Here is an 18,596-nt window from a genome sequence, read left to right as displayed (position 1 = left end):
AGCTGGACTCCAATATGAATTCATAACAATGCCTGAATAACAAAACAGCGGAGGAAAAGACACGATGCTTATTGGCTTGATCAGACATGGATTGACGGATTGGAATGCGGTAGGGAAAATCCAGGGCCATAGTGATATTCCGTTAAATGAGGAAGGACGCCAGCAGGCACGCTTGCTTGCAGAACGATTAAAGAGAGAGTCTTATCATTGGGACGGGCTTATTACAAGTAGTCTCTCCAGAGCGAAAGAGACCGGGGAGATTATTGCTTCTGCTCTGCATCTTCCGTTGCTAGAATCTGATGATCGACTAAGAGAACGTGCTTATGGTCAGGTCGAGGGCATGACACAGGCCGAGCGTGAAGAGAAGTGGGGAGTCGACTGGCATCTGCTGGATCTAGGGCAGGAAAGCGATGCGGATCTTCAGCTTCGCGGGCTAGGTTTTATGGAGGCCATTTGGACGGAAAATCGGGACAAGAATCTGCTGGTCGTTTCCCACGGCGGTTTTTTGGCTAATTTGTATAAGGCTCTGTATCAGGAAAAATTCACGGAACGAATCGGCAATTTGTCACTTAGTATACTTCAGCGTGGGGATATGGATTGGGCACCACTTTTGTATAATTGCACGAAGCATTTGCAAGAGAAAAGTGACTGTAACTCAAAAAGTTAGTAAAAGACCACGGCTTCTACTCATCGTAGAAGTCGTGGTCTTTTTTGTTTTTTAATTATACCTTTGCAAAAAAAGAGGTTTAGAGTTTGAACAATCCGTCAAAGCTGTGGGTACAACAGGTAAGAATCAATTCCGGATGACAGTCCAGTGACGAGGCGATGGAACAATGAATCTGGCGGATATGCTGACATTTGCGGATATTGTGCATTTGAACAGAATCGCGGTGTATTACGATTGTGACTGTAAACCTAATTCCAAGCATGAGTTGATCCAGGGGATTTTGACGAAGCTCGGCAGCAGTAGTTTTTTTGAGGCGCAGGTCAAGGAGCTGAGGTTGTCAGAGGTAAGGTTTTTGAACGCACTGCTGTTCGATGACCGACCGTATTTCAGCATGGAGGAATTGATTGCAATAGCCAAACAGTCTGTTGAGGAGGACGAAAATCCTGGTGAGCGGCCAAGAGATATTGTGACCCGTCTGCGTTCTAGTGGCTGGTTGTTCAACGGTTCGACGCACAACACGAGGTATTTGTTCCAAATTCCGTTGGATATGAAGGAGCGCTTTCGACGTGTTATGGTACATGACTTCCAAAGCGGAATGACACGGGTAAGCGAACCGTCTTCGTACCGGGATGAAGGGCATCTACTGGCAGAGGATTTACGGCTTTTCCTTCAATACATGGGGCAGCATGAGGTTCCGCTAAATCCCGAGGGGGCTTGGTACCGTCGCAATCAGCAGCAGCTGATGGAGCATTTGCACATTGCGGAGCCGCTTTTGGGTAAGGGAGGATGGCGTTTCGGGTATGGTTCCTCTTTTAAGTTTTATCCAGACCGAATGGCCCTACTGTATGATTATGCCCGACACTCCAAGTACATCGAGGAGAAAGGGGACCAGGTTGTGCTGACGGCAAAGGGGGAAGCGCATCAGGAGCATACAATTGAGGAAGAAATGATACAGCTATTCAGGTTTTGGTTAAGACTGTATAAAGGAGCCGTTCCTAATTTGCTTTCTCTAGTCTACTGGATTGGAGAATGTGCCAGACCGTGGACGTCCTCAGAGTCGCTTTTTGTACATATCGGCCCACTGATTCGACCGTTTTACTATGATACGCCCCGTTCGGTCTTTGATCAGAGAATTATACGAATGATGCTTCACTTGGGTATGCTTCGTCAGGGTGAACATCCGACGGGACCCTCTGTACAGATGACAGCCTGGGGGCTGAAGTTGGCGGGAGAGTGCCGCATTGGGCGGAACGACTCGGGTATACGGCTCCATTGACAAGCAACACACATGTTGATAGAATTTCACCCAAAATGAGAGGGTGAAGTTGATGCTGATTCACTATAACGGAAACATGCCACAGCTCCATTCATCTGTCTATGTGGCAGAAGGAGCAAAAATTGTCGGAAAAGTAACGATCGGCCAAGATTCCTCTGTATGGTTTAATGCCGTACTGCGCGGAGATATGGCGCCTATCTTCATCGGTGAACGCTGCAATATTCAGGACGGTGTCGTGGGACATGTGAACACGGATCAGCCCCTGTTGCTGGCGGATGACATTTCGATAGGTCATGCTGCAATAATCCACGGTTGTATGGTAGGCAAAGGCACTTTAATCGGTATGGGGGCCATTGTACTCAACGGAGCGGAGCTTGGTGAATATGCTTTAATAGGAGCAGGGTCGGTCGTTACGGAAAATACCAAAATACCACCCTATACTCTTTCTCTCGGTACACCTGCCAAAGTGGTGCGCGAATTGACAGATGCAGATTTGCAGCGGATGTCACGAACGGCACTCAGCTATGTGGCGAAAGGAAAAGAATATAGGATCTCTTAAACTCATGTTGGAGGTGCATCCTATGGATAAAATGAAGGTTACTTATGAAGTAATGTTGGGCCTGTCTGCTGAAATGGTTTTGGACGAGGCATTACGTAAACACCGGAGTGAAAAACTCTACAAGGATATTGATGAGGCGCTAGCCTCCGGAGATGAAGTAGCTTTTCGTCATCTTACGGATGAGCTGAAAGCAATGAGTTAGAATAATCTTAGGAACCCTAAGTTGGATTTCAGACCAATTGTTAGTTCGAGATTATAATCATCAAACCTGACTGTAGCGGCGGTCAGGTTTTTTTGGTACGCTTGGATATGATATAGTTTTTGTAGGATGGGCCTGTACAAGGCAACCGTCGTATGAACGGAGGATGAAGGGCGTGTCGTTATCTTATTTGTGGAGCCGGTCGTTCTTGACGAGCCGGCCTTTTTTATGGCTGCTGTTCTGGTGTAATCTGGTAGGAACAGTGTGTGGGTACATATGGTATGGGGGGCAGTTGGAATATACTCTAAATTATCATCCGATGTGGCAGATTGTATTTGTGCCTGATAGTCCGACGGCGAGTCTGTTTTTTACGATCTCTATAGCATTTTTGCTCTATTCTCCGCGTCTCAAGAGCTTGAAGGTCATTAGACAGATCATGGAGGCGTTGGCTGTTGTCACGAGTGTAAAATATGGCATATGGGCTTCAGCTATTATTTTTTGGGGAGTTGTGCAGGGCGGACATATGATATGGCAGGATTGGATGCTGGTGGCATCTCACACGGCAATGGCGGTCGAAGCGTTACTGTTCGTGCGTTTTTTCACCTGCAAATGGGCTGCTTTATGCCTAGCCGCACTCTGGACATTGTTAAATGATACGATGGATTATACATTTGGTATATATCCGTATCTTCCAAAGACGCTAATGGATAATGTACCGCAAGTGCGTGCGTTTACCTATATGCTAACCCTTGTCAGTATCGTAGCAGCATGGCTTGCCATGTTTGCGCGCAATCGAATGAGAGTAGAAGTGAAGAAATAGAAAGGAATCCGTGATGATCATAAAATAAGAAAGAGCTTTAATCATTTAGCTACACAAAGTTTTGGTTTTGATTTTGAAGAAAGTTCTAGTCCCGGTAACCTTGCCATACAGTAAGGTGAGGAGGGATGTCCCATGATTAGGGGTCAGACGTTTCAAATTACGATACGTATTGTTTCGAGTGTTGTATTATCTATGGTCCTGATGCTGTCCGTCTGCGTCCCTCCAGGTGTGGCAGAAGCGCGTGATCAATCAAAACCCATAGGAAATACAAAAGAAATTGAGGAATTGGATCATGCAGCTGCGATACTGTACCGGGATGTGATGGACGGGAACATTGAAAAAGCGCGCGCGGATGTAGCCGAGGTGAGTCGATGGTTTGGCACCGGACAGGTGCAGGCAGCGTTATCTGTAGAGGCCATTCATGCTTTGTCCGGCAGCATCCTTGAGGTGCAGCAAGCTACACAGTCCGTCCAAGTATCACCAGATGAGTGGGTGAAGGCTGCGGCCAATTTACGACTTGCGACAGATGCGCTTGCACATCCGCGTCAGCCCTTATGGCAGCAGTATTATAAGATTTTAAAAGAAGATGTTAGCGGTTTGAACAGCCAGTTTGCTAAAGGTAACATGAAGGGTTTCAAAGCTGGAGCCGCAGTGCTGGAGGACCATTATGAGACGATTCGTACGGCAGCATTGATACATGGCAGAACAAGTGAGGTTGTCCGGGCTGATTCATGGATTTCCTACGTCAAAGGATTGGGGGATCAGCAATACGCAGATGCCTCAGCGATTAGAGGGGCGTTGGATCAGGGAAATCCGACGTTTAATGCCTTGTTTGGACGTGAAAAAGACGCCACTGCACTGGCGCCATTTATCCCGCGTGAAAGTGAGCGCCGGGCAGAATTGGCAATCGGCATGATTGTTCTGCTGGCGCTGGTCTATGCAGGTTATCGTAAATATCGAGCTGGTTTCTCTGGATAACGATGCAAATTCGAACATTCGCGTCGTTGGCTGCTGAGCCATCCATATATGTTAGCCCATCGCCCGGATTTCCGGGCTATTCCTCTTTGAACCCCTCTCCATGTACATCATGCACATCCTGTATGATAATAAACGCCCGTGGATCAACCGATTTAACAATTTGGTGCAAACGTCGTATTTCCTGACGAGGCACGACACAATAGGCAACATGCTTGGCCTGCTTGGAAAATGCACCTACAGCCGGAATAATAGTAACTCCGCGATCCATGTCTCTAATAATAATATCCGCAATGTCCATCGTGTGGTCGCTGATAATCATAAAGGCTCTGGCGGAATAGGCGCCTTCTTGTATAAAATCAATAATCTTGGACGCGATGAACACGGCGACTAATGTATATAGAATTTTTTCTTTTGGTATGTAAAGTAGTGAAGCACCGATAATGACGATATCAATGACCAGCATAATCCTTCCCATACTCCAGCCAAACTTCCGGTTTAGAATACGAGCGATTATATCCGAGCCGCCCGTGGTGCCGCCAAAGCGGAACACAATACCTAATCCGGCCCCAAGCGTAACCCCCGCATATAATGAAGAAAGTATAAAATCGTGTTCAGTTTGAAATGTTCCCATCCATCCGAGATGAATCATTTTTTCATACAACCACAGAAAAAAAGTGAGCGACCCAATACCTACCCCTGTATATAGAATTTGCTTGCCCCCAAGCATTTTCCATCCAATTAAAAATAAAGGAATGTTCAGAAGCAATGTGGAGAGAGAGGGTGAAATCGAAAAAGCATAATTGAGCAGCAGGGTGATCCCAGTAATACCACCTTCCATCAGTTTACTGGGTATAATAAAATAAAGCAGACCGAATGCATAGATGGCGGTTCCGAGCACAATGGGTAAAATCATTTTAAGCTGTTCCATGGACTTGGATATCTTCATATAATCCCTCGCAGTAGCAGTTTAAGGAAGAACGACTTCATGCTGATTTTGCTAATCGCAGCTCCTTATATGTAGTATACCTTTTTACGGTAGCTTTAAAAGACTGATGACAGTAAGTTGGGGTCATAAGTTCACAATTAAAAAAAATTTGTTTTAAAATGTGCTTTACGATAACATATGAATAAACCTGCACATGGGGGGATTGCGTGTTTCATGGAAAAATCATTAGATGAAATTCAACGTGAGGTAGACCAGTATATATCTCAATTTAAGGAAGGGTATTTTAGCCCTTTAGCGATGTTGGCCCGGATGTCTGAGGAAGTCGGGGAACTGGCGAGGGAAGTCAATCACTCCTTTGGCGAGAAACCGAAAAAAACGGATGAGGCGGACAATTCCATTGAGCTGGAGCTGGGGGACATTTTGTTCATCACCATCTGCTTTGCGAACTCGCTAGGTATAAATTTGACCGAGGCACATGATAAGGTTATGCATAAATTTAACACACGTGATGCGAATCGTTGGACCAAAAAGGACACCGATTAGGCGCTTTGTACATATGCTGTACCAAACCGGTTACCCGGAGGTGCAGTGTCATGAAGGCGGAGGAATACGTTCAGAAAGCTTATCAGTGCATTTTGCAGAACGATTTTGAGCAGGCCGTGGAATGGTTTGAAAAAGCAATTTCAGCTCAGCCTGATCATGCGGAGCATTATTTCCGGTGCTCGGTTACCTATGCTCGTAGTGGTCGTTTGGAGCAGGCTCTCGCATATGCAGAGCATGCGGTTCGTCTCGCTCCACAGCAGGATGAATATGTTCTCCATCTACATGCGCAGGAAGCCAGGCAGCATACGGAGAAGGCCAGAAAAATGCTGGATGTCGACAGAGCTACGCCGCAGGTGCGTCAGGATGCGATCTTGTTACTGGAACGAGCAATAGCCCTCGATCCGTTATGTGGGGATGCTTTTTTGCTGCTCGCATTGATTTATGACGAAATGAATGAGTATAAGCTGGCTGTGCAGGCTGCTCGTGAGGCGGCTGCACTGTTTCCTCACAATGTGCAGCTTGCCAACCTCATGAAGAAGTTATGCCAGCAGATGAATGAACAGATCTAGCACAAATGGATGCATAAGGAGTTGTAGGGAAATGTCAGAACCAATAAAAGTGGCTGTTGTAGGAGCAGCAGGGCGTATGGGCCGTGAAGTTGTCAAATTGGTTCTTCAAGATGAGGAACTACAGCTTGTGGCCGCAGTGAACAGAACACATGCCGGCAGTGATGCCGGCCTTCTCGTCGGACTACCGGAAGCGGGTATCGCTATTGTGGAGGATGTGGAGCAGGCATTACTGGATAGCCGAGCGGATGTCATGGTCGATTTTACGGGGCCGCGTTTTGCATATGCACATACAGAGCTTGCTATCAAGCATGGAGTTCGTCCGGTTATCGGAACAACAGGGTTTACTCCCGAACAGATTGATGAACTGGACAAGCAGTGTCGTGAGCAGCAAATTGGTGGTCTGATCGCGCCAAACTTTTCAATTGGCGTCATTTTGATGATGCGGTTTGCGGCTCAGGCAGCGAAATACTTCCCACATCTGGAAATTATCGAATATCATGGTGACCAAAAATTGGACGCGCCATCGGGCACAGCCATTAAGACCGCAGAGCTGATCGCCGAACAGCGTGAAGAGCTGCGACAGGGTAACCCGGAAGAGGAAGAAACGTTAGAAGGATCACGGGGAGGTTACTATCAAGGGTTTCGTGTCCACAGTGTCCGTCTTCCCGGTGTGTTCGCACAGCAAGAAGTGATATTCGGAGGGTTTGGACAATCTCTGAAGATTCGTCAGGATTCTTATGAACGGGCGGGCTATATGCCGGGTGTTAAAATCGGTATTCAGAAGGTCATGGAGCAGCCAGGGCTTGTATATGGATTTGAGCATTACATCGATTAAGAATACGCGAATGATTGGACGAATGAAATTATAGAATGAGGCAGGAGGAACTTCGAATGTTAAAGATTGCATTTATAGCGCATGACCGAAAAAAGGATGAAATGGTAAATTTCATAACGGCCTATGAGCATGTTTTTACAGATCACAAGTTATTTTCAACAGGTACAACAGGTCTGCGCATTATGGAGCAAACCAAGCTTGAAATTCACCGTTTCATGTCCGGGCCGCTTGGAGGAGATCAGCAAATCGGGGCTATGGTTGCGCAAAATGACATGGACTTGATTATATTCTTGCGTGATCCGCTCATGGCACAACCGCATGAGCCGGACATTAGTGCCTTGTTACGTTTGTGTGACGTGCAGGGGATTCCTTTGGCAACAAACGTTGCAACTGCTGAAATACTGGTGAAAGCGCTGGACCGAGGCGATTTTGCTTGGCGTGAGCTGGTACATAAATATAAACCGGGCATTGACCAGCAGGGTGATATATAATGACGCTGGACATCCTGATTTTCGGAGCTCATGCTGACGATGCAGAAATAGGAATGGGAGGCACGATTGCCAAGCATACAGCCGCTGGTTTAAAGGTGGGCGTGTGCGATTTGACGCGGGCTGAAATGTCATCCAATGGTGATGTGGATACTCGTATGTCAGAAGCTGAACATGCTTCGAAAGTGCTCGGGCTTGCTGTGCGGACGAATTTGGGTCTGCCTGATCGTGGATTATATGTAACTCCTGAACATGTAGCTGCAGTTACAGCAGAAATCAGGCGCCATGCACCGAAAGTCGTATTCGCTCCTTATTGGGAGGATCGGCATCCAGACCATGTCATGTGTAGCAAGTTGGTGGAGGAAGCGGTATTTAACGCGAAGTTGCGACGTTTTATGCCAGAAAATCCTGCGGTACAGGTAGAGCAATTATATTTTTATTTTATCAATGATATTGGCAGAACGGATTTGATTGTGGATATCACCGAGCATTATGAAGTCAAGGAACAGTCATTATTGAGTTATGCTTCGCAATTTCAGGCAGCGCCTGGAAAGGATACAGTATCCACTCCATTAAATCAGGGATATGTGGAACGCGTAAAAGCTCGCGACTCGTTGTTGGGTCAGCGCAAATTGATTTCGTATGCGGAAGGCTTTGCGTCCAAAACGCCATATCTGGTTAAGCTATTCACATAAGGATTTTGCAAAAATCCAATAAGCGACTTCCAATGATAAGATATAGATCGAAATGGTTTAGTTTGTCTATATCTTGTACTTCGGAGCGATTGGAATCGAATTTTGCAAAATCCTGACATAAGAATTCTATACTTGAGCATTTTGCAGAGTGTTAAAATAAATCGGCAGAAAAGTTATCACTGGTGAGCGGAAGGAGGCAGCTAGCTTGAATGACAAACTGAAAATTGGGATTACCTGTTATCCGTCGCTGGGTGGTTCCGGCGTAGTGGCTACTGAGCTGGGCAAGTTGCTGGCAGAAAAAGGGCACGAGGTTCATTTTATTGCCAATAGCATTCCGTTCAGATTAGGCGGGACGTTTCAGAAAAATATTTTTTATCATGAGGTTGAAATTAACGATTATTACGTGTTTAGATATCCGCCCTATGATTTGTCACTGGCGACCAAAATGGCCCAAGTCGCACAAATGAAGAATTTGGATGTACTCCATGTTCATTATGCGGTACCACATGCAGTATGCGCTTACTTGGCGAAGGAAATGGTGGGTGATCATCTGAAGGTGGTAACCACCCTACACGGTACGGACATTACAGTCTTGGCACAGGATGAGTCGTTGAAGGACCTGATTCGGCTGGCTATTAACAAAAGTGACGCTGTGACGGCGGTTTCCAAAGATTTGATTCGGGAGACGATAGATGCGCTGGAAATTACACGGCCTATTGATTTAACCTATAATTTTGTAGATAAACGGGTGTATTATCCACGAGATGCCGCTGCGCTTAGAAGAGACTTTGCCCAACCGCATGAAAAAATAATGATGCATATTTCCAATTTCCGTCCTGTCAAAAGGGTGGGCGATGTGTTGGATATATTTGAAAGAGTGCAACGAAAAGTGCCTGCGAAGCTGCTGCTGGTGGGGGAAGGACCGGATCTACCAAAAATCCGTTGCAAAATTGAGGATTTAGGACTTCAAGACAAGGTCTTCTTTTTAGGTAAGCAGGATCAGATCGCAGAAGTGATTTCTATGGCGGATGTGCTGCTGCTTCCCTCGGAAAAAGAAAGTTTTGGTTTGGTTGCGCTGGAAGCAATGGCCTGTGGAGTGCCGACAATCGGTTCTCAGGCCGGAGGAGTTCCTGAACTCGTTGTGCATGGAAGTACGGGGTATCTTGCTGAAATTGGTAATACTGAGGCGATGGCTGATTATGCAGTTGAGCTGTTGTCCGATGAAGCGATGGCGGAACGTTTCCGTGAAGCGTGTCTGACCCGCGCCCGTACCGTTTTTTGTGATGAGCTGATTACCCGTCAATATGAAGAAATCTATTACCGTGTGTTGGGACGCGAGGTGCCGGATCTTAAACCGATCAGCGTTTAAGGGGGCGGACTCGCGTCCGTTTTTTATATTGAATACTTGCAAAGGGGGAAACCCTATGAATACAAATACTTGGCAATGCGCTGACCAAGAGATGGCACTTCATGGCAGAGAGGTCATACATACACTAACAGCAGCAGGCCACGAAGCTTACTGGGTTGGCGGCTGTGTGCGGGATGAGATATTAGGACGAGCTATTCATGATATGGATCTGACCACTTCGGCTGAGCCTGAACAGGTCTTAGCGCTATTCCCTCATGTTATTCCGACAGGAATCCAGCATGGGACGGTAACGGTTATGCAGGGTGGCCATGCGTTCGAGGTGACCACTTTTCGTACAGAAAGCGGTTATGCCGATCACCGCCGTCCAACGGAAGTTGCCTTCGTGAAGGATATCCGTGAGGATCTGATGCGACGGGATTTTACTATGAATGCGATTGCGATGGCAGAACACGGAGAGCGGGTGGACCCGTTTGGGGGAGGAGCCGATTTGCGAGCTGCTCTCGTTCGTTGTGTGGGACGAGCTGAGGAACGCTTTGAGGAGGACGGGCTGCGAATGCTGCGTTGCATCCGTTTTGCCTCTGTATTTCGGTTCCGGGTGGCCTACAATACCTGGAAAGGTATGATCCGTCGCAGAGAGGGACTTCGATATATAGCCATGGAACGGGTACGAGTCGAGTTAGAAAAGATGCTAGCGGGGCCTGACCCATTACGTGGATTGGAGATGCTGGGACGTAGCGGATTGCTTGGCTGTACGAAGGTTCCGGTTCCCTGGGAACAATGTGACGCACAGGCGCTCAAGGAGATCGTGCAGCTGCCAGCAGAGCTACGGTGGGGTCTGCTCCTTATGTCTTGTAGACTTAGCTCCGAGGCAGCGGACGAGCTATTAAGAGCTTGGACCTTTTCCAACGCCGTACGTTTGCGTTTGGTTCATTTATTGGAATGGGAGACCGAGCTCATCAGCCATGCTGTTGCCATAGCTGACAACTCTGTTTCGAGAGATTCTGACCCTATCAACGACGAGGTACTGCGTCGTAACTGGATTCGATTGTTAATTAAGCTGGGAAAGGATACAGCTTCAGACTGGCTGGAGCTTCACAAGACACTGCCTTCTTCGTTCCGTGGATTACCGCCGTGGGTAGAAAAGCATGTGAAGAAGATTGCCGAACTGGCAAACTCGTGGACACAGCAGGCTGTCGTCGTTCGTATCAAAGATTTAAATATTACTGGAAATGAACTGGTTCAGGCAATGAATCGACCAGGTGGACCTTGGCTGGGGCAGATGATGGAACGGCTTTTACAAGCGGTCGCTTGCGGAGATATCCCGAATGAAACAGAAACATTGCTTCAGGAAGTGAAACGGGTGATGAGTAGTGAATAATCATGATAGACTGTTAGGCATACTGGAGGAAGGTTCATCCGATTACGTATCTGGTGAGGAGATTAGCCGACGCCTCTCCGTTAGTCGCACAGCAATATGGAAGCAAATCAACAAACTGCGTGAGCTGGGTTATAATATCGATGCCTCTTCGCGCCGGGGCTATCGGTTGATATCTCGGCCTGACCGATTGGAAGTATCCAAATTGGCAGATCTATTAACTACACAATCGTTTGGCCAGCGTATCATAGTGCTGGATTCGACGGTATCCACTCAGCAGGATGCTATGCGTTTAGCAGAAGAGGATGCGCCGGAGGGAACGGTAGTGCTGGCAGAAGAACAGACGGCGGGTCGGGGACGTCAGGGACGTAAATGGTATTCCCCTCGCGGCAAAGGGATATGGATGAGCATTGTATTGCGCCCCACCCAGCCCTTAGCTTTTACCCCCCAGCTAACGCTACTTACAGGTGTAGCAGTGTGTAGAGCCATTCGTCGGCTGACGGGTGTGGAGGCAGGAATCAAATGGCCAAACGATCTGTTGATTCATGGTCGCAAAGTATCCGGTATTCTGTTGGAATCTGCAACAGAGGATCAACGGGTCCGCTACTGTATTGCAGGGGTCGGCATTGACGTAAATTTAAATAAAGAAGATTACCCGGAAGAGCTATCCCATGTAGGGACATCCTTGAAAATAGAAGCAGGGCTTGAAATTGACCGTACTGCACTGATTGCTGCAGTTCTGGAAGAAATGGAGCTGCTAAGTAAGTTGTATGCCGAGCAGGGGTTCCAGCCCATAGCCATGCTGTGGGAGGCGTTATCCGTGACGATGAACCGCAGCGTTCGGGCACATACGGGACAAGGGATAGCGGTAGATGGTACAGCGGTGGGCTTGGACCCTTCAGGGGCACTAGTGATAGAAACGAACCAGGGTGAGCGGATTCAGGTTATTTCAGGGGATATACAATTGTAGAAGCGACCCTAGCTGAGTATACGACCACAATCTTTCTGTTTCCTGTGTGAAACTTCACGTGAAAAAGCTGATGTTTTTTGTTATACTGTGCAGGAGGCGGCATCGGACGGTCCGAGCTGCACTCCAAGGGCACATTGCTCTACTTTAGCAAGTTTGTAAGACCATCATAACTTCATTTGAAGGTTACGTTGGATTCTGCTCTGAGCCGAACAGGACCGAGACAGAAGGGACGATCTCAAAATGAGTGTCTTTTTTGGCTGTTCGGACCTTTTGATGACGCAGATGTACAGGCGTTCATAAAAGGTTATTTTTTGTGCCAAAAAAAGATGGAAGGGAGCCATTCGCGATGGCAGGAAAACAAGCGCTGAATATTGTAAAAATGAAAAAAATGAAGCAGGAGGGCATTCCGCTCAGTATGCTGACCGCCTATGATTATCCATCGGCTAAGATAGCCGAGGAGGCGGGAATTGACATCATTCTCGTGGGGGACTCGCTGGGTAACGTAGTTCTTGGTTACGATTCGACCATCCCTGTGACCTTGGATGATATGGTGTACCATTCCCGGACAGTTGCAAGAGGCGCTGAGAATACATTTATCGTAGCGGACATGCCTTTTATGACATATCACGGCAGCATATCCGAAAGTCTTCAAGGCATCCGCCGTCTGATGCAAGAAGGACATGCGCATGCTGTTAAATTGGAGGGCGGAGCTGAAATTACCGATGTCGTAAAAGCGACTGTTCAGGCAGGTGTACCTGTGCTGGGACATATCGGGCTTACTCCGCAATCAGTTAATCAAATTGGTGGCTATCGCATTCAAGGTAAGGACGAAGCAGACGCACGCCGGTTGATGGCAGATGCCAAGGCATTAGAGCAGGCGGGTGCCTTTGGTATTGTCTTGGAATTGGTGACTGAGGAAGTGGCAACGGCGATTTCTAAAGAACTTTCCATTCCAACCATTGGAATCGGTGCAGGACGTGGATGTGACGGTCAAGTACTTGTTTATCACGATCTGATTCAGTACGCATCTCCTTATTTCAGCAAACGCTTTGTTAAAACCTATGCCGATGTAGGCGGCTTGATCCGTAGCAGCATTGAGCAGTATGTGAGTGATGTGAAAGGGCGGGCATTCCCGGCCGCAGAGCATGTATTCAGCGCGGATGACCGTGTTGTGGAGTCCCTGGAGTCCTTGTACGGACAGGCAAAAGGACAAGCGCAGAAACAAGCTAAGGAAAAGGTGGAATCTCAGTCATGATCATCGTAAGAGAAGTGGCTCAACTACGCAAGGTTATTGCCGAACGTCGGCAACTTGGAGCCAATGGAGCAAAAACGGTACACGATTCTGCCTCTTTACTGCAACATAAAGTCGGCTTTGTACCAACGATGGGATACCTGCATGAAGGACATGCGAGCTTGATGCACAAGGCGCGTGAAATGGCAGATACGGTGGTGCTTAGCATTTTCGTAAATCCGATCCAATTTGGACCGAATGAAGATCTGGAAAGCTATCCCCGCGATGAAGCTCGTGATTTGGAGGTAGCACGGCGTGAGGGCGTGGATATTGTATTTTTGCCAACTGTAGCAGAAATGTATCCACAACCAACCCAAACCAAAATTCGTGTATCCGCTTTGACAGATCGCTTGTGCGGTGCTTCCCGTCCCGGCCATTTTGATGGTGTGACTACGGTGGTAGCCAAGCTTTTTAACATGATAGGTCCTGATTTGGCCTTTTTTGGGATGAAGGACGCACAGCAGGTTGCTGTGCTCCAGCAGATGGTGACTGATCTCAATATGAACGTGACTATCGTACCTTGTCCCATCGTCAGAGAGGCGGATGGTTTGGCCCTCAGCTCCCGTAACGTGTATTTAAGTGCAGAACAGCGCGAGCAGGCATTGGTGCTGTCCCAGTCACTGCGTAAGGTGCAAGAAGTGAGCGAAGATATTGTAACAAACACAATTACGATTCGTCAGTTACATCAAATGGTGGAGTCCACCATTACTTCCTCTCCTTTAGCAGACATTGATTACATTGAAATTTTAACTTTTCCCGGTCTGGAGCCCCTTCTTCCCGAGCAGCGGCTATGTGATGTTCAGGAAGACATCATCGTAGCGCTAGCTGTGAAATTTGGCAGTACCCGACTGATTGACAATATAAGAATACAGAAGGCGGAGGTGCTTTCCCATGTTTAGAACTATGATGAAATCCAAAATTCACCGCGCTACGGTTACGGAAGCTAACCTGAACTATGTGGGGAGTATCACTATAGATGAAGATCTCATGGAGACATCGGATCTGTTGGAGAATGAAAAGGTTCAAATTGTAAACAATAACAATGGAGCTCGACTGGAAACCTATGTTATCCCCGGACCGCGTGGGAGCGGTGTGATCTGTCTCAACGGTGCGGCAGCTCGTTTGGTGCAGCCTGGTGATACAGTCATTATTATTTCCTATGCTTCCATGTCAAATGAAGAGGCCAAAACATACAAACCAACAGTGGTATTTGTTGATGAACATAATAAACCAGCCCAAACGATGAACAAAGAAGTACATGCGACGATCATGTAATGAATGGGAGTGCGGATGAAACCCGTCTTTTAAGCGAAAAATGTGAGTGTATTAATCCATCTTTCATAAGGGCGGGATGCACATGTTCCAGCATGTATTCGCAGAAATGAACAGCATGTTAGATGATATCGTGAAGCATTACCCATCAGCCCAGGGCTCCCGCAGGCAGGAGCTGCTACAGCACTGGAGTCTGCTGCGGAGAATGAGTGACGGAATTATGGATGAGTGGCTGGCCTTTGAGGAAAAAATGGTGTGCCTGCGTGCGGCCGGCTTTTCCGCGGAGACCGATATGTCTGACACGGAGCTGCCTGAAAAAGAGCTGCCGGCTTTTAGTCGGGGGCAAGGGTATTATCGATTACTTATGTACTCTGAGGCGATCCAACAATTTGAGCAGGTACTACAGCATTTTCCGAACAGTTGGCAGAGTCGCATGTATATGGGAATGGCCTATTTTCAACTAGATGATCCAGCAGAAGCTGTATACCATTTTCAGAAGGTGCTGGACCTGACTGAGCAGGCAGGACTAAAAGCGGTCATCTATAATGCGCTAGGCTGTCTGTTGGCAAAGCAGGCTGACGTAGAGGAGGCGCAAAAATGTTTTGCTCTCGCACATCAGTTAGATCCTGCGTTACCCGAGCCGCTGCACAATATGGAAGCCTGTTTGTCCGGTACCGAAAAGCTTCGATACGACAGCTCCATAATGACCTGGATGTAGTTGTCAGACACCGAGTAAGACGATGCATGCCCACCTCCTGAGGCGGCGTATGCATCGTCTTTTTTGGCTGTCTTAATTTCCAAACACGCGATCTTCTGCTATGCTAATATACGGAGTTATTATTTTTGTAAGTGTCATAAGAAAGGATTAAGCCCGAATGAAATTTGCGGTATTGGATTTTGAAACGACAGGCACCCAGTCCGCGGATGACATCATTCAAGTCGGACTTGCAATTATAGATCATGATAACAGCATTTCCCGTGTTTACGGCTCTTATGTGAACCCTGGCAGATCTATTCCACCTTTTATCACTGGATTGACCGGAATTACAGACGATGACGTGAAGGATGCACCTGCACTTGAAGAAATGATGATGGAGCTTGTGCCTATGCTGGACGATGTTGTACTGGTCGGTCATAATGTGGCGTTTGATTTTAATTTTTTGCAAAACGCTCTGGATCGGTGCGGATACTTGCCATTTAGCGGAAGAGTCTTGGATACAATGGATTTTCTGAAAATTATGTTTCCATCACTATCTTCGTATCAGTTGGGTTTTGTGTCTTCTGAGTTCGGGCTGGCACATGATCGCCCTCACCAAGCAGACAGCGACGCATTGGCTACGGCCGAGGTATTTTTAAAGTGTCTGGGTGAGCTTCAAGCATTACCTCTGATAACGATACAGCGGCTTAGTGATTTGTTTGCAGAGGAAGACAGTGACCTTGGATGGTTTCTTGATGGGGTGCGTGAAGAGAAAGAGCTTGATCCTATTCAGGATTTGGAGGGATATCAGTTTTTTCGTCAGCTTGCGCTAAAAGTGGAAGATTGGACGGAGCTAGCTGCTCCGCGTAGAGAAGATGACCCGAATCCACTGTCAGGTGTTACCTTTGAGGAGTACATGGATGATGTGCGGGACAATTTGCGTTCATCCTTGAGTCAATATGAGGAGCGCGAGGCGCAGATACAGATGATTGAGGGTGTGAATCAGGCACTGAGTGAAGACAAGCATCTGCTGATTGAAGCAGGTACAGGAACAGGGAAGTCTCTGGGTTATTTGCTCCCATCGCTGTATCACAGTGTGAAAAAGGGACAGCGCGTTATGGTGAGTACACATACGATCAACCTGCAGGAGCAATTACGCGAGCGCGACATTCCGATGCTAACCAAGGTGATTCCGTTTCCGTTCCGGGCTGCTATTTTCAAGGGTCGGGGACATTATTTGTGTCTGCGTAAGTTTGAACATAAAATAAACAGAAGAGACTTCGCTACACCGAAGGAAGATTTAATTACAGCGGCTCAGATGATCGTCTGGTTGACGCTAACAGAAACCGGTGATGATGAAGAACTGAATCTGAGCAACCGTGGAGGGGATTTCTGGGAAACGGTGGCGAGTGATTCAGAGTCCTGTCTTGGTCGTTCCTGCCCATGGTTCCGCAAATGTTATTATCATCGTGCACGCCATGAAGCAGGAATAGCGGATGTTGTTATTACGAATCACTCTAAGTTGTTCACAGACGTCAAAGCCAGTCATCAGTTGTTGCCGAGCTATGAACATCTGGTGATAGATGAAGCCCATCACCTGGAGGAAGTAGCTGGTAAACACCTAGGTATGCATATGAAATATTTCACACTCGTGCATACACTGACGCGACTGTTCAAAGACAGCAAGAATGGACAACTGCCTTCACTTCGTCAACAGTTGGCGAAATCGGGGCACGAGAAGTCGGCAGATTGGGCCTCAACTATCGACCAGCTGTATCCGCTCGTGTTAGAGGTGAAGGAAACTTGGGACCTGCTAAGCGACAAGCTGTTTGGCATGTTGCCGGAGCGAAGTGATGCGACACCGGGTGAAACAGGACAGTTTTCTTCCCGTCTCAAACCTTCGGCCAAGCCTGCAAAGTGGGATCAGGCGGGAGCTTTGGAAAATCAGCTATATGTAACGATGAGCGAAATTTTGCGCAAGGGCGACAAGCTGATGCTGGACGTCAAGGAAGAACATGACGATTATGCGGCGGATAGCCTTATTACAGATATCACGGGTCTGCTCAAGGATTTGGCGGGGATTCGAGAAAATTTGCGCTTTTTTATCCGACTCGATGATGAAACAACCGTATACTGGCTCGAGGCGAGCGGGCAATTCCGTAGTAAATCATTGCAATTTTATGCGGTACCCGTCGATGTGAGCCGCCAGTTGAAAGAAATGTTTTTTGACAAAAAAAGAAGCATTATTCTGACTTCTGCTACCTTGTCGGTAGATAAGTCGTTTCAGTACATGATCGATCAGCTCGGCTTACAGGAGGCCGCAGATCAAGAGCGGCTGATGACTTCGCAGCTCCCGTCACCCTTTAATTACAGGGATCAGGTGTTGCTGGTTATTCCACGGGATTTTCCAAGTGTGAAGGGCAGTGTAGGAGATGCGCATTTTGTAGATATGCTCGTTAGCTCTCTAGGAGCGACTGCTCAGGCGACACGTGGGAGAATGCTCGTTCTGTTTACGTCCTATCGGATGCTCCGGCAAGTGTATGAGCCGCTCAATGAGGCCTTAGCATCCAGCGAAATTACTGTGCTGGGACAAGGTGTGGACAGTGGAAGTCGCAGCAAGCTAACCCGCCGGTTTCAGGAAGCGAAAGCTTCTGTATTGCTGGGGACCAGCAGTTTCTGGGAAGGCGTCGATATTCCGGGGAAGGCTCTGACTTGTCTAGCCATTGTTCGCTTGCCGTTTCAACCGCCGAATCACCCGCTGCTGGAGGCAAAAAGCGAACTGCTCCAGCAGCAGAAGAAGAATCCATTTATGAAGCTGTCTGTACCTCAAGCGGTCATTCGCTTCAAACAGGGATTTGGTCGGTTGGTACGTACAGCGAACGACCACGGGGTCGTTATCGTTTATGATACGCGTGTGATTGAATCCTATTACGGAAAGCACTTTTTGTACTCGTTACCGGGACCAAAAATGGAGCATATGCCATCGGAGCAAATGGTGCCCCGCATCGCCGAATGGCTCCAATCCGCCCCGGAGACAGAGGCATAAC

Annotated in this window: 20 protein-coding genes; 19 read left to right on the top strand and 1 reads right to left on the bottom strand. The window is 47.6% G+C overall.

The annotated features are described in order from the left end of the window. The first annotated feature begins 64 nt into the window (after nt 1-64). The 6 genes from MKY98_RS14990 (at nt 65) to MKY98_RS14965 (ending at nt 4,499) form a co-directional block, all read left to right on the top strand. Entirely contained in the window at nt 65-667 is a 603-nt protein-coding gene (locus tag MKY98_RS14990; RefSeq protein ID WP_069012434.1) for a histidine phosphatase family protein, read from the top strand. A gap of 166 nt (nt 668-833) precedes the next feature. Beyond that, on the top strand, nt 834-1,943 hold the full coding sequence (locus MKY98_RS14985) for a hypothetical protein (RefSeq protein WP_069012435.1): 1,110 nt from the start codon (nt 834-836) through the stop codon (nt 1,941-1,943). A gap of 52 nt (nt 1,944-1,995) precedes the next feature. After that, nucleotides 1,996-2,502: a gamma carbonic anhydrase family protein gene (locus MKY98_RS14980; RefSeq protein ID WP_069012436.1), complete on the top strand. Its 507-nt coding sequence runs from the start codon at nt 1,996-1,998 to the stop codon at nt 2,500-2,502. Nucleotides 2,503-2,524: 22 nt separating this feature from the next. Then, nucleotides 2,525-2,704: an IDEAL domain-containing protein gene (locus tag MKY98_RS14975; RefSeq protein WP_013371655.1), complete on the top strand. Its 180-nt coding sequence runs from the start codon at nt 2,525-2,527 to the stop codon at nt 2,702-2,704. Nucleotides 2,705-2,876: 172 nt separating this feature from the next. Next, the gene (locus tag MKY98_RS14970) at nt 2,877-3,521 is read left to right on the top strand and encodes a DUF1405 domain-containing protein (RefSeq protein WP_069012437.1); all 645 of its coding nucleotides are present in this window, start codon (nt 2,877-2,879) and stop codon (nt 3,519-3,521) included. 132 nt (nt 3,522-3,653) lie between these two features. Continuing rightward, nucleotides 3,654-4,499, top strand: coding sequence for a sporulation protein YpjB (locus MKY98_RS14965; RefSeq protein WP_039271103.1), 846 nt, complete (start codon nt 3,654-3,656; stop codon nt 4,497-4,499). A gap of 76 nt (nt 4,500-4,575) precedes the next feature. Here MKY98_RS14965 and MKY98_RS14960 read toward each other — a convergent pair whose 3' ends face one another. Beyond that, nucleotides 4,576-5,445, bottom strand: a complete 870-nt coding sequence (locus tag MKY98_RS14960) for a YitT family protein (protein ID WP_029517356.1) — start codon at nt 5,443-5,445, stop codon at nt 4,576-4,578. Nucleotides 5,446-5,658: 213 nt separating this feature from the next. Between MKY98_RS14960 and MKY98_RS14955 the strand changes: the two genes are divergently transcribed. The 13 genes from MKY98_RS14955 (at nt 5,659) to dinG (ending at nt 18,595) form a co-directional block, all read left to right on the top strand. After that, a complete protein-coding gene (locus MKY98_RS14955) occupies nt 5,659-5,988 on the top strand; it encodes a nucleotide pyrophosphohydrolase (protein WP_029517357.1) in 330 nt (109 codons plus the stop codon). Nucleotides 5,989-6,038: 50 nt separating this feature from the next. Continuing rightward, on the top strand, nt 6,039-6,557 hold the full coding sequence (locus MKY98_RS14950) for a tetratricopeptide repeat protein (RefSeq protein ID WP_029517358.1): 519 nt from the start codon (nt 6,039-6,041) through the stop codon (nt 6,555-6,557). A 31-nt stretch (nt 6,558-6,588) separates the two neighbouring features. Further along, nucleotides 6,589-7,392: a 4-hydroxy-tetrahydrodipicolinate reductase gene (dapB, locus tag MKY98_RS14945; RefSeq protein ID WP_029517359.1), complete on the top strand. Its 804-nt coding sequence runs from the start codon at nt 6,589-6,591 to the stop codon at nt 7,390-7,392. Nucleotides 7,393-7,448: 56 nt separating this feature from the next. Next, on the top strand, nt 7,449-7,883 hold the full coding sequence (gene mgsA / locus MKY98_RS14940; RefSeq protein ID WP_029517360.1) for a methylglyoxal synthase: 435 nt from the start codon (nt 7,449-7,451) through the stop codon (nt 7,881-7,883). Next, a complete protein-coding gene (bshB1, locus tag MKY98_RS14935; RefSeq protein WP_029517361.1) occupies nt 7,883-8,575 on the top strand; it encodes a bacillithiol biosynthesis deacetylase BshB1 in 693 nt (230 codons plus the stop codon). The genes mgsA and bshB1 overlap by 1 nt, the downstream gene beginning before the upstream one ends. A 205-nt stretch (nt 8,576-8,780) precedes the next feature. Beyond that, entirely contained in the window at nt 8,781-9,944 is a 1,164-nt protein-coding gene (gene bshA, locus MKY98_RS14930) for an N-acetyl-alpha-D-glucosaminyl L-malate synthase BshA (protein WP_029517362.1), read from the top strand. Nucleotides 9,945-9,999: 55 nt separating this feature from the next. Continuing rightward, entirely contained in the window at nt 10,000-11,322 is a 1,323-nt protein-coding gene (locus tag MKY98_RS14925; RefSeq protein ID WP_029517363.1) for a CCA tRNA nucleotidyltransferase, read from the top strand. Beyond that, entirely contained in the window at nt 11,315-12,289 is a 975-nt protein-coding gene (locus MKY98_RS14920) for a biotin--[acetyl-CoA-carboxylase] ligase (protein ID WP_069011503.1), read from the top strand. Before MKY98_RS14925 ends, MKY98_RS14920 begins: the two co-directional genes overlap by 8 nt. 346 nt (nt 12,290-12,635) lie before the next feature. Beyond that, complete coding sequence (gene panB / locus MKY98_RS14915; RefSeq protein WP_039271112.1) at nt 12,636-13,544, top strand: 3-methyl-2-oxobutanoate hydroxymethyltransferase; 909 nt, start codon at nt 12,636-12,638, stop codon at nt 13,542-13,544. Next, entirely contained in the window at nt 13,541-14,479 is a 939-nt protein-coding gene (gene panC / locus MKY98_RS14910) for a pantoate--beta-alanine ligase (protein ID WP_069011505.1), read from the top strand. Before panB ends, panC begins: the two co-directional genes overlap by 4 nt. Continuing rightward, the gene (gene panD, locus MKY98_RS14905) at nt 14,472-14,855 is read left to right on the top strand and encodes an aspartate 1-decarboxylase (RefSeq protein WP_013371641.1); all 384 of its coding nucleotides are present in this window, start codon (nt 14,472-14,474) and stop codon (nt 14,853-14,855) included. Before panC ends, panD begins: the two co-directional genes overlap by 8 nt. Before the next feature lie 82 nt (nt 14,856-14,937). Further along, on the top strand, nt 14,938-15,570 hold the full coding sequence (locus tag MKY98_RS14900) for a tetratricopeptide repeat protein (RefSeq protein ID WP_069011506.1): 633 nt from the start codon (nt 14,938-14,940) through the stop codon (nt 15,568-15,570). A 157-nt stretch (nt 15,571-15,727) separates the two neighbouring features. After that, nucleotides 15,728-18,595, top strand: coding sequence for an ATP-dependent DNA helicase DinG (gene dinG / locus MKY98_RS14895; protein ID WP_069011507.1), 2,868 nt, complete (start codon nt 15,728-15,730; stop codon nt 18,593-18,595). Nucleotide 18,596 lies beyond the last annotated feature (1 nt).

The sequence above is a fragment of the Paenibacillus sp. FSL M8-0228 genome (assembly GCF_038007385.1).
Taxonomy (GTDB): domain Bacteria; phylum Bacillota; class Bacilli; order Paenibacillales; family Paenibacillaceae; genus Paenibacillus; species Paenibacillus polymyxa_D.
This window is presented reverse-complemented; position numbering and strand designations above follow the sequence as displayed.

Coding starts and splice junctions, on each gene's coding strand:
- MKY98_RS14990 (WP_069012434.1), top strand. CDS start 65: ATGCTTATTGGCTTGATCAGACATGGATTGACGGATTGGAATGCGGTA.
- MKY98_RS14985 (WP_069012435.1), top strand. CDS start 834: ATGAATCTGGCGGATATGCTGACATTTGCGGATATTGTGCATTTGAAC.
- MKY98_RS14980 (WP_069012436.1), top strand. CDS start 1,996: ATGCTGATTCACTATAACGGAAACATGCCACAGCTCCATTCATCTGTC.
- MKY98_RS14975 (WP_013371655.1), top strand. CDS start 2,525: ATGGATAAAATGAAGGTTACTTATGAAGTAATGTTGGGCCTGTCTGCT.
- MKY98_RS14965 (WP_039271103.1), top strand. CDS start 3,654: ATGATTAGGGGTCAGACGTTTCAAATTACGATACGTATTGTTTCGAGT.
- MKY98_RS14960 (WP_029517356.1), bottom strand. CDS start 5,445: ATGAAGATATCCAAGTCCATGGAACAGCTTAAAATGATTTTACCCATT.
- MKY98_RS14955 (WP_029517357.1), top strand. CDS start 5,659: ATGGAAAAATCATTAGATGAAATTCAACGTGAGGTAGACCAGTATATA.
- MKY98_RS14950 (WP_029517358.1), top strand. CDS start 6,039: ATGAAGGCGGAGGAATACGTTCAGAAAGCTTATCAGTGCATTTTGCAG.
- dapB (WP_029517359.1), top strand. CDS start 6,589: ATGTCAGAACCAATAAAAGTGGCTGTTGTAGGAGCAGCAGGGCGTATG.
- mgsA (WP_029517360.1), top strand. CDS start 7,449: ATGTTAAAGATTGCATTTATAGCGCATGACCGAAAAAAGGATGAAATG.
- bshB1 (WP_029517361.1), top strand. CDS start 7,883: ATGACGCTGGACATCCTGATTTTCGGAGCTCATGCTGACGATGCAGAA.
- MKY98_RS14925 (WP_029517363.1), top strand. CDS start 10,000: ATGAATACAAATACTTGGCAATGCGCTGACCAAGAGATGGCACTTCAT.
- panB (WP_039271112.1), top strand. CDS start 12,636: ATGGCAGGAAAACAAGCGCTGAATATTGTAAAAATGAAAAAAATGAAG.
- panC (WP_069011505.1), top strand. CDS start 13,541: ATGATCATCGTAAGAGAAGTGGCTCAACTACGCAAGGTTATTGCCGAA.
- panD (WP_013371641.1), top strand. CDS start 14,472: ATGTTTAGAACTATGATGAAATCCAAAATTCACCGCGCTACGGTTACG.
- MKY98_RS14900 (WP_069011506.1), top strand. CDS start 14,938: ATGTTCCAGCATGTATTCGCAGAAATGAACAGCATGTTAGATGATATC.
- dinG (WP_069011507.1), top strand. CDS start 15,728: ATGAAATTTGCGGTATTGGATTTTGAAACGACAGGCACCCAGTCCGCG.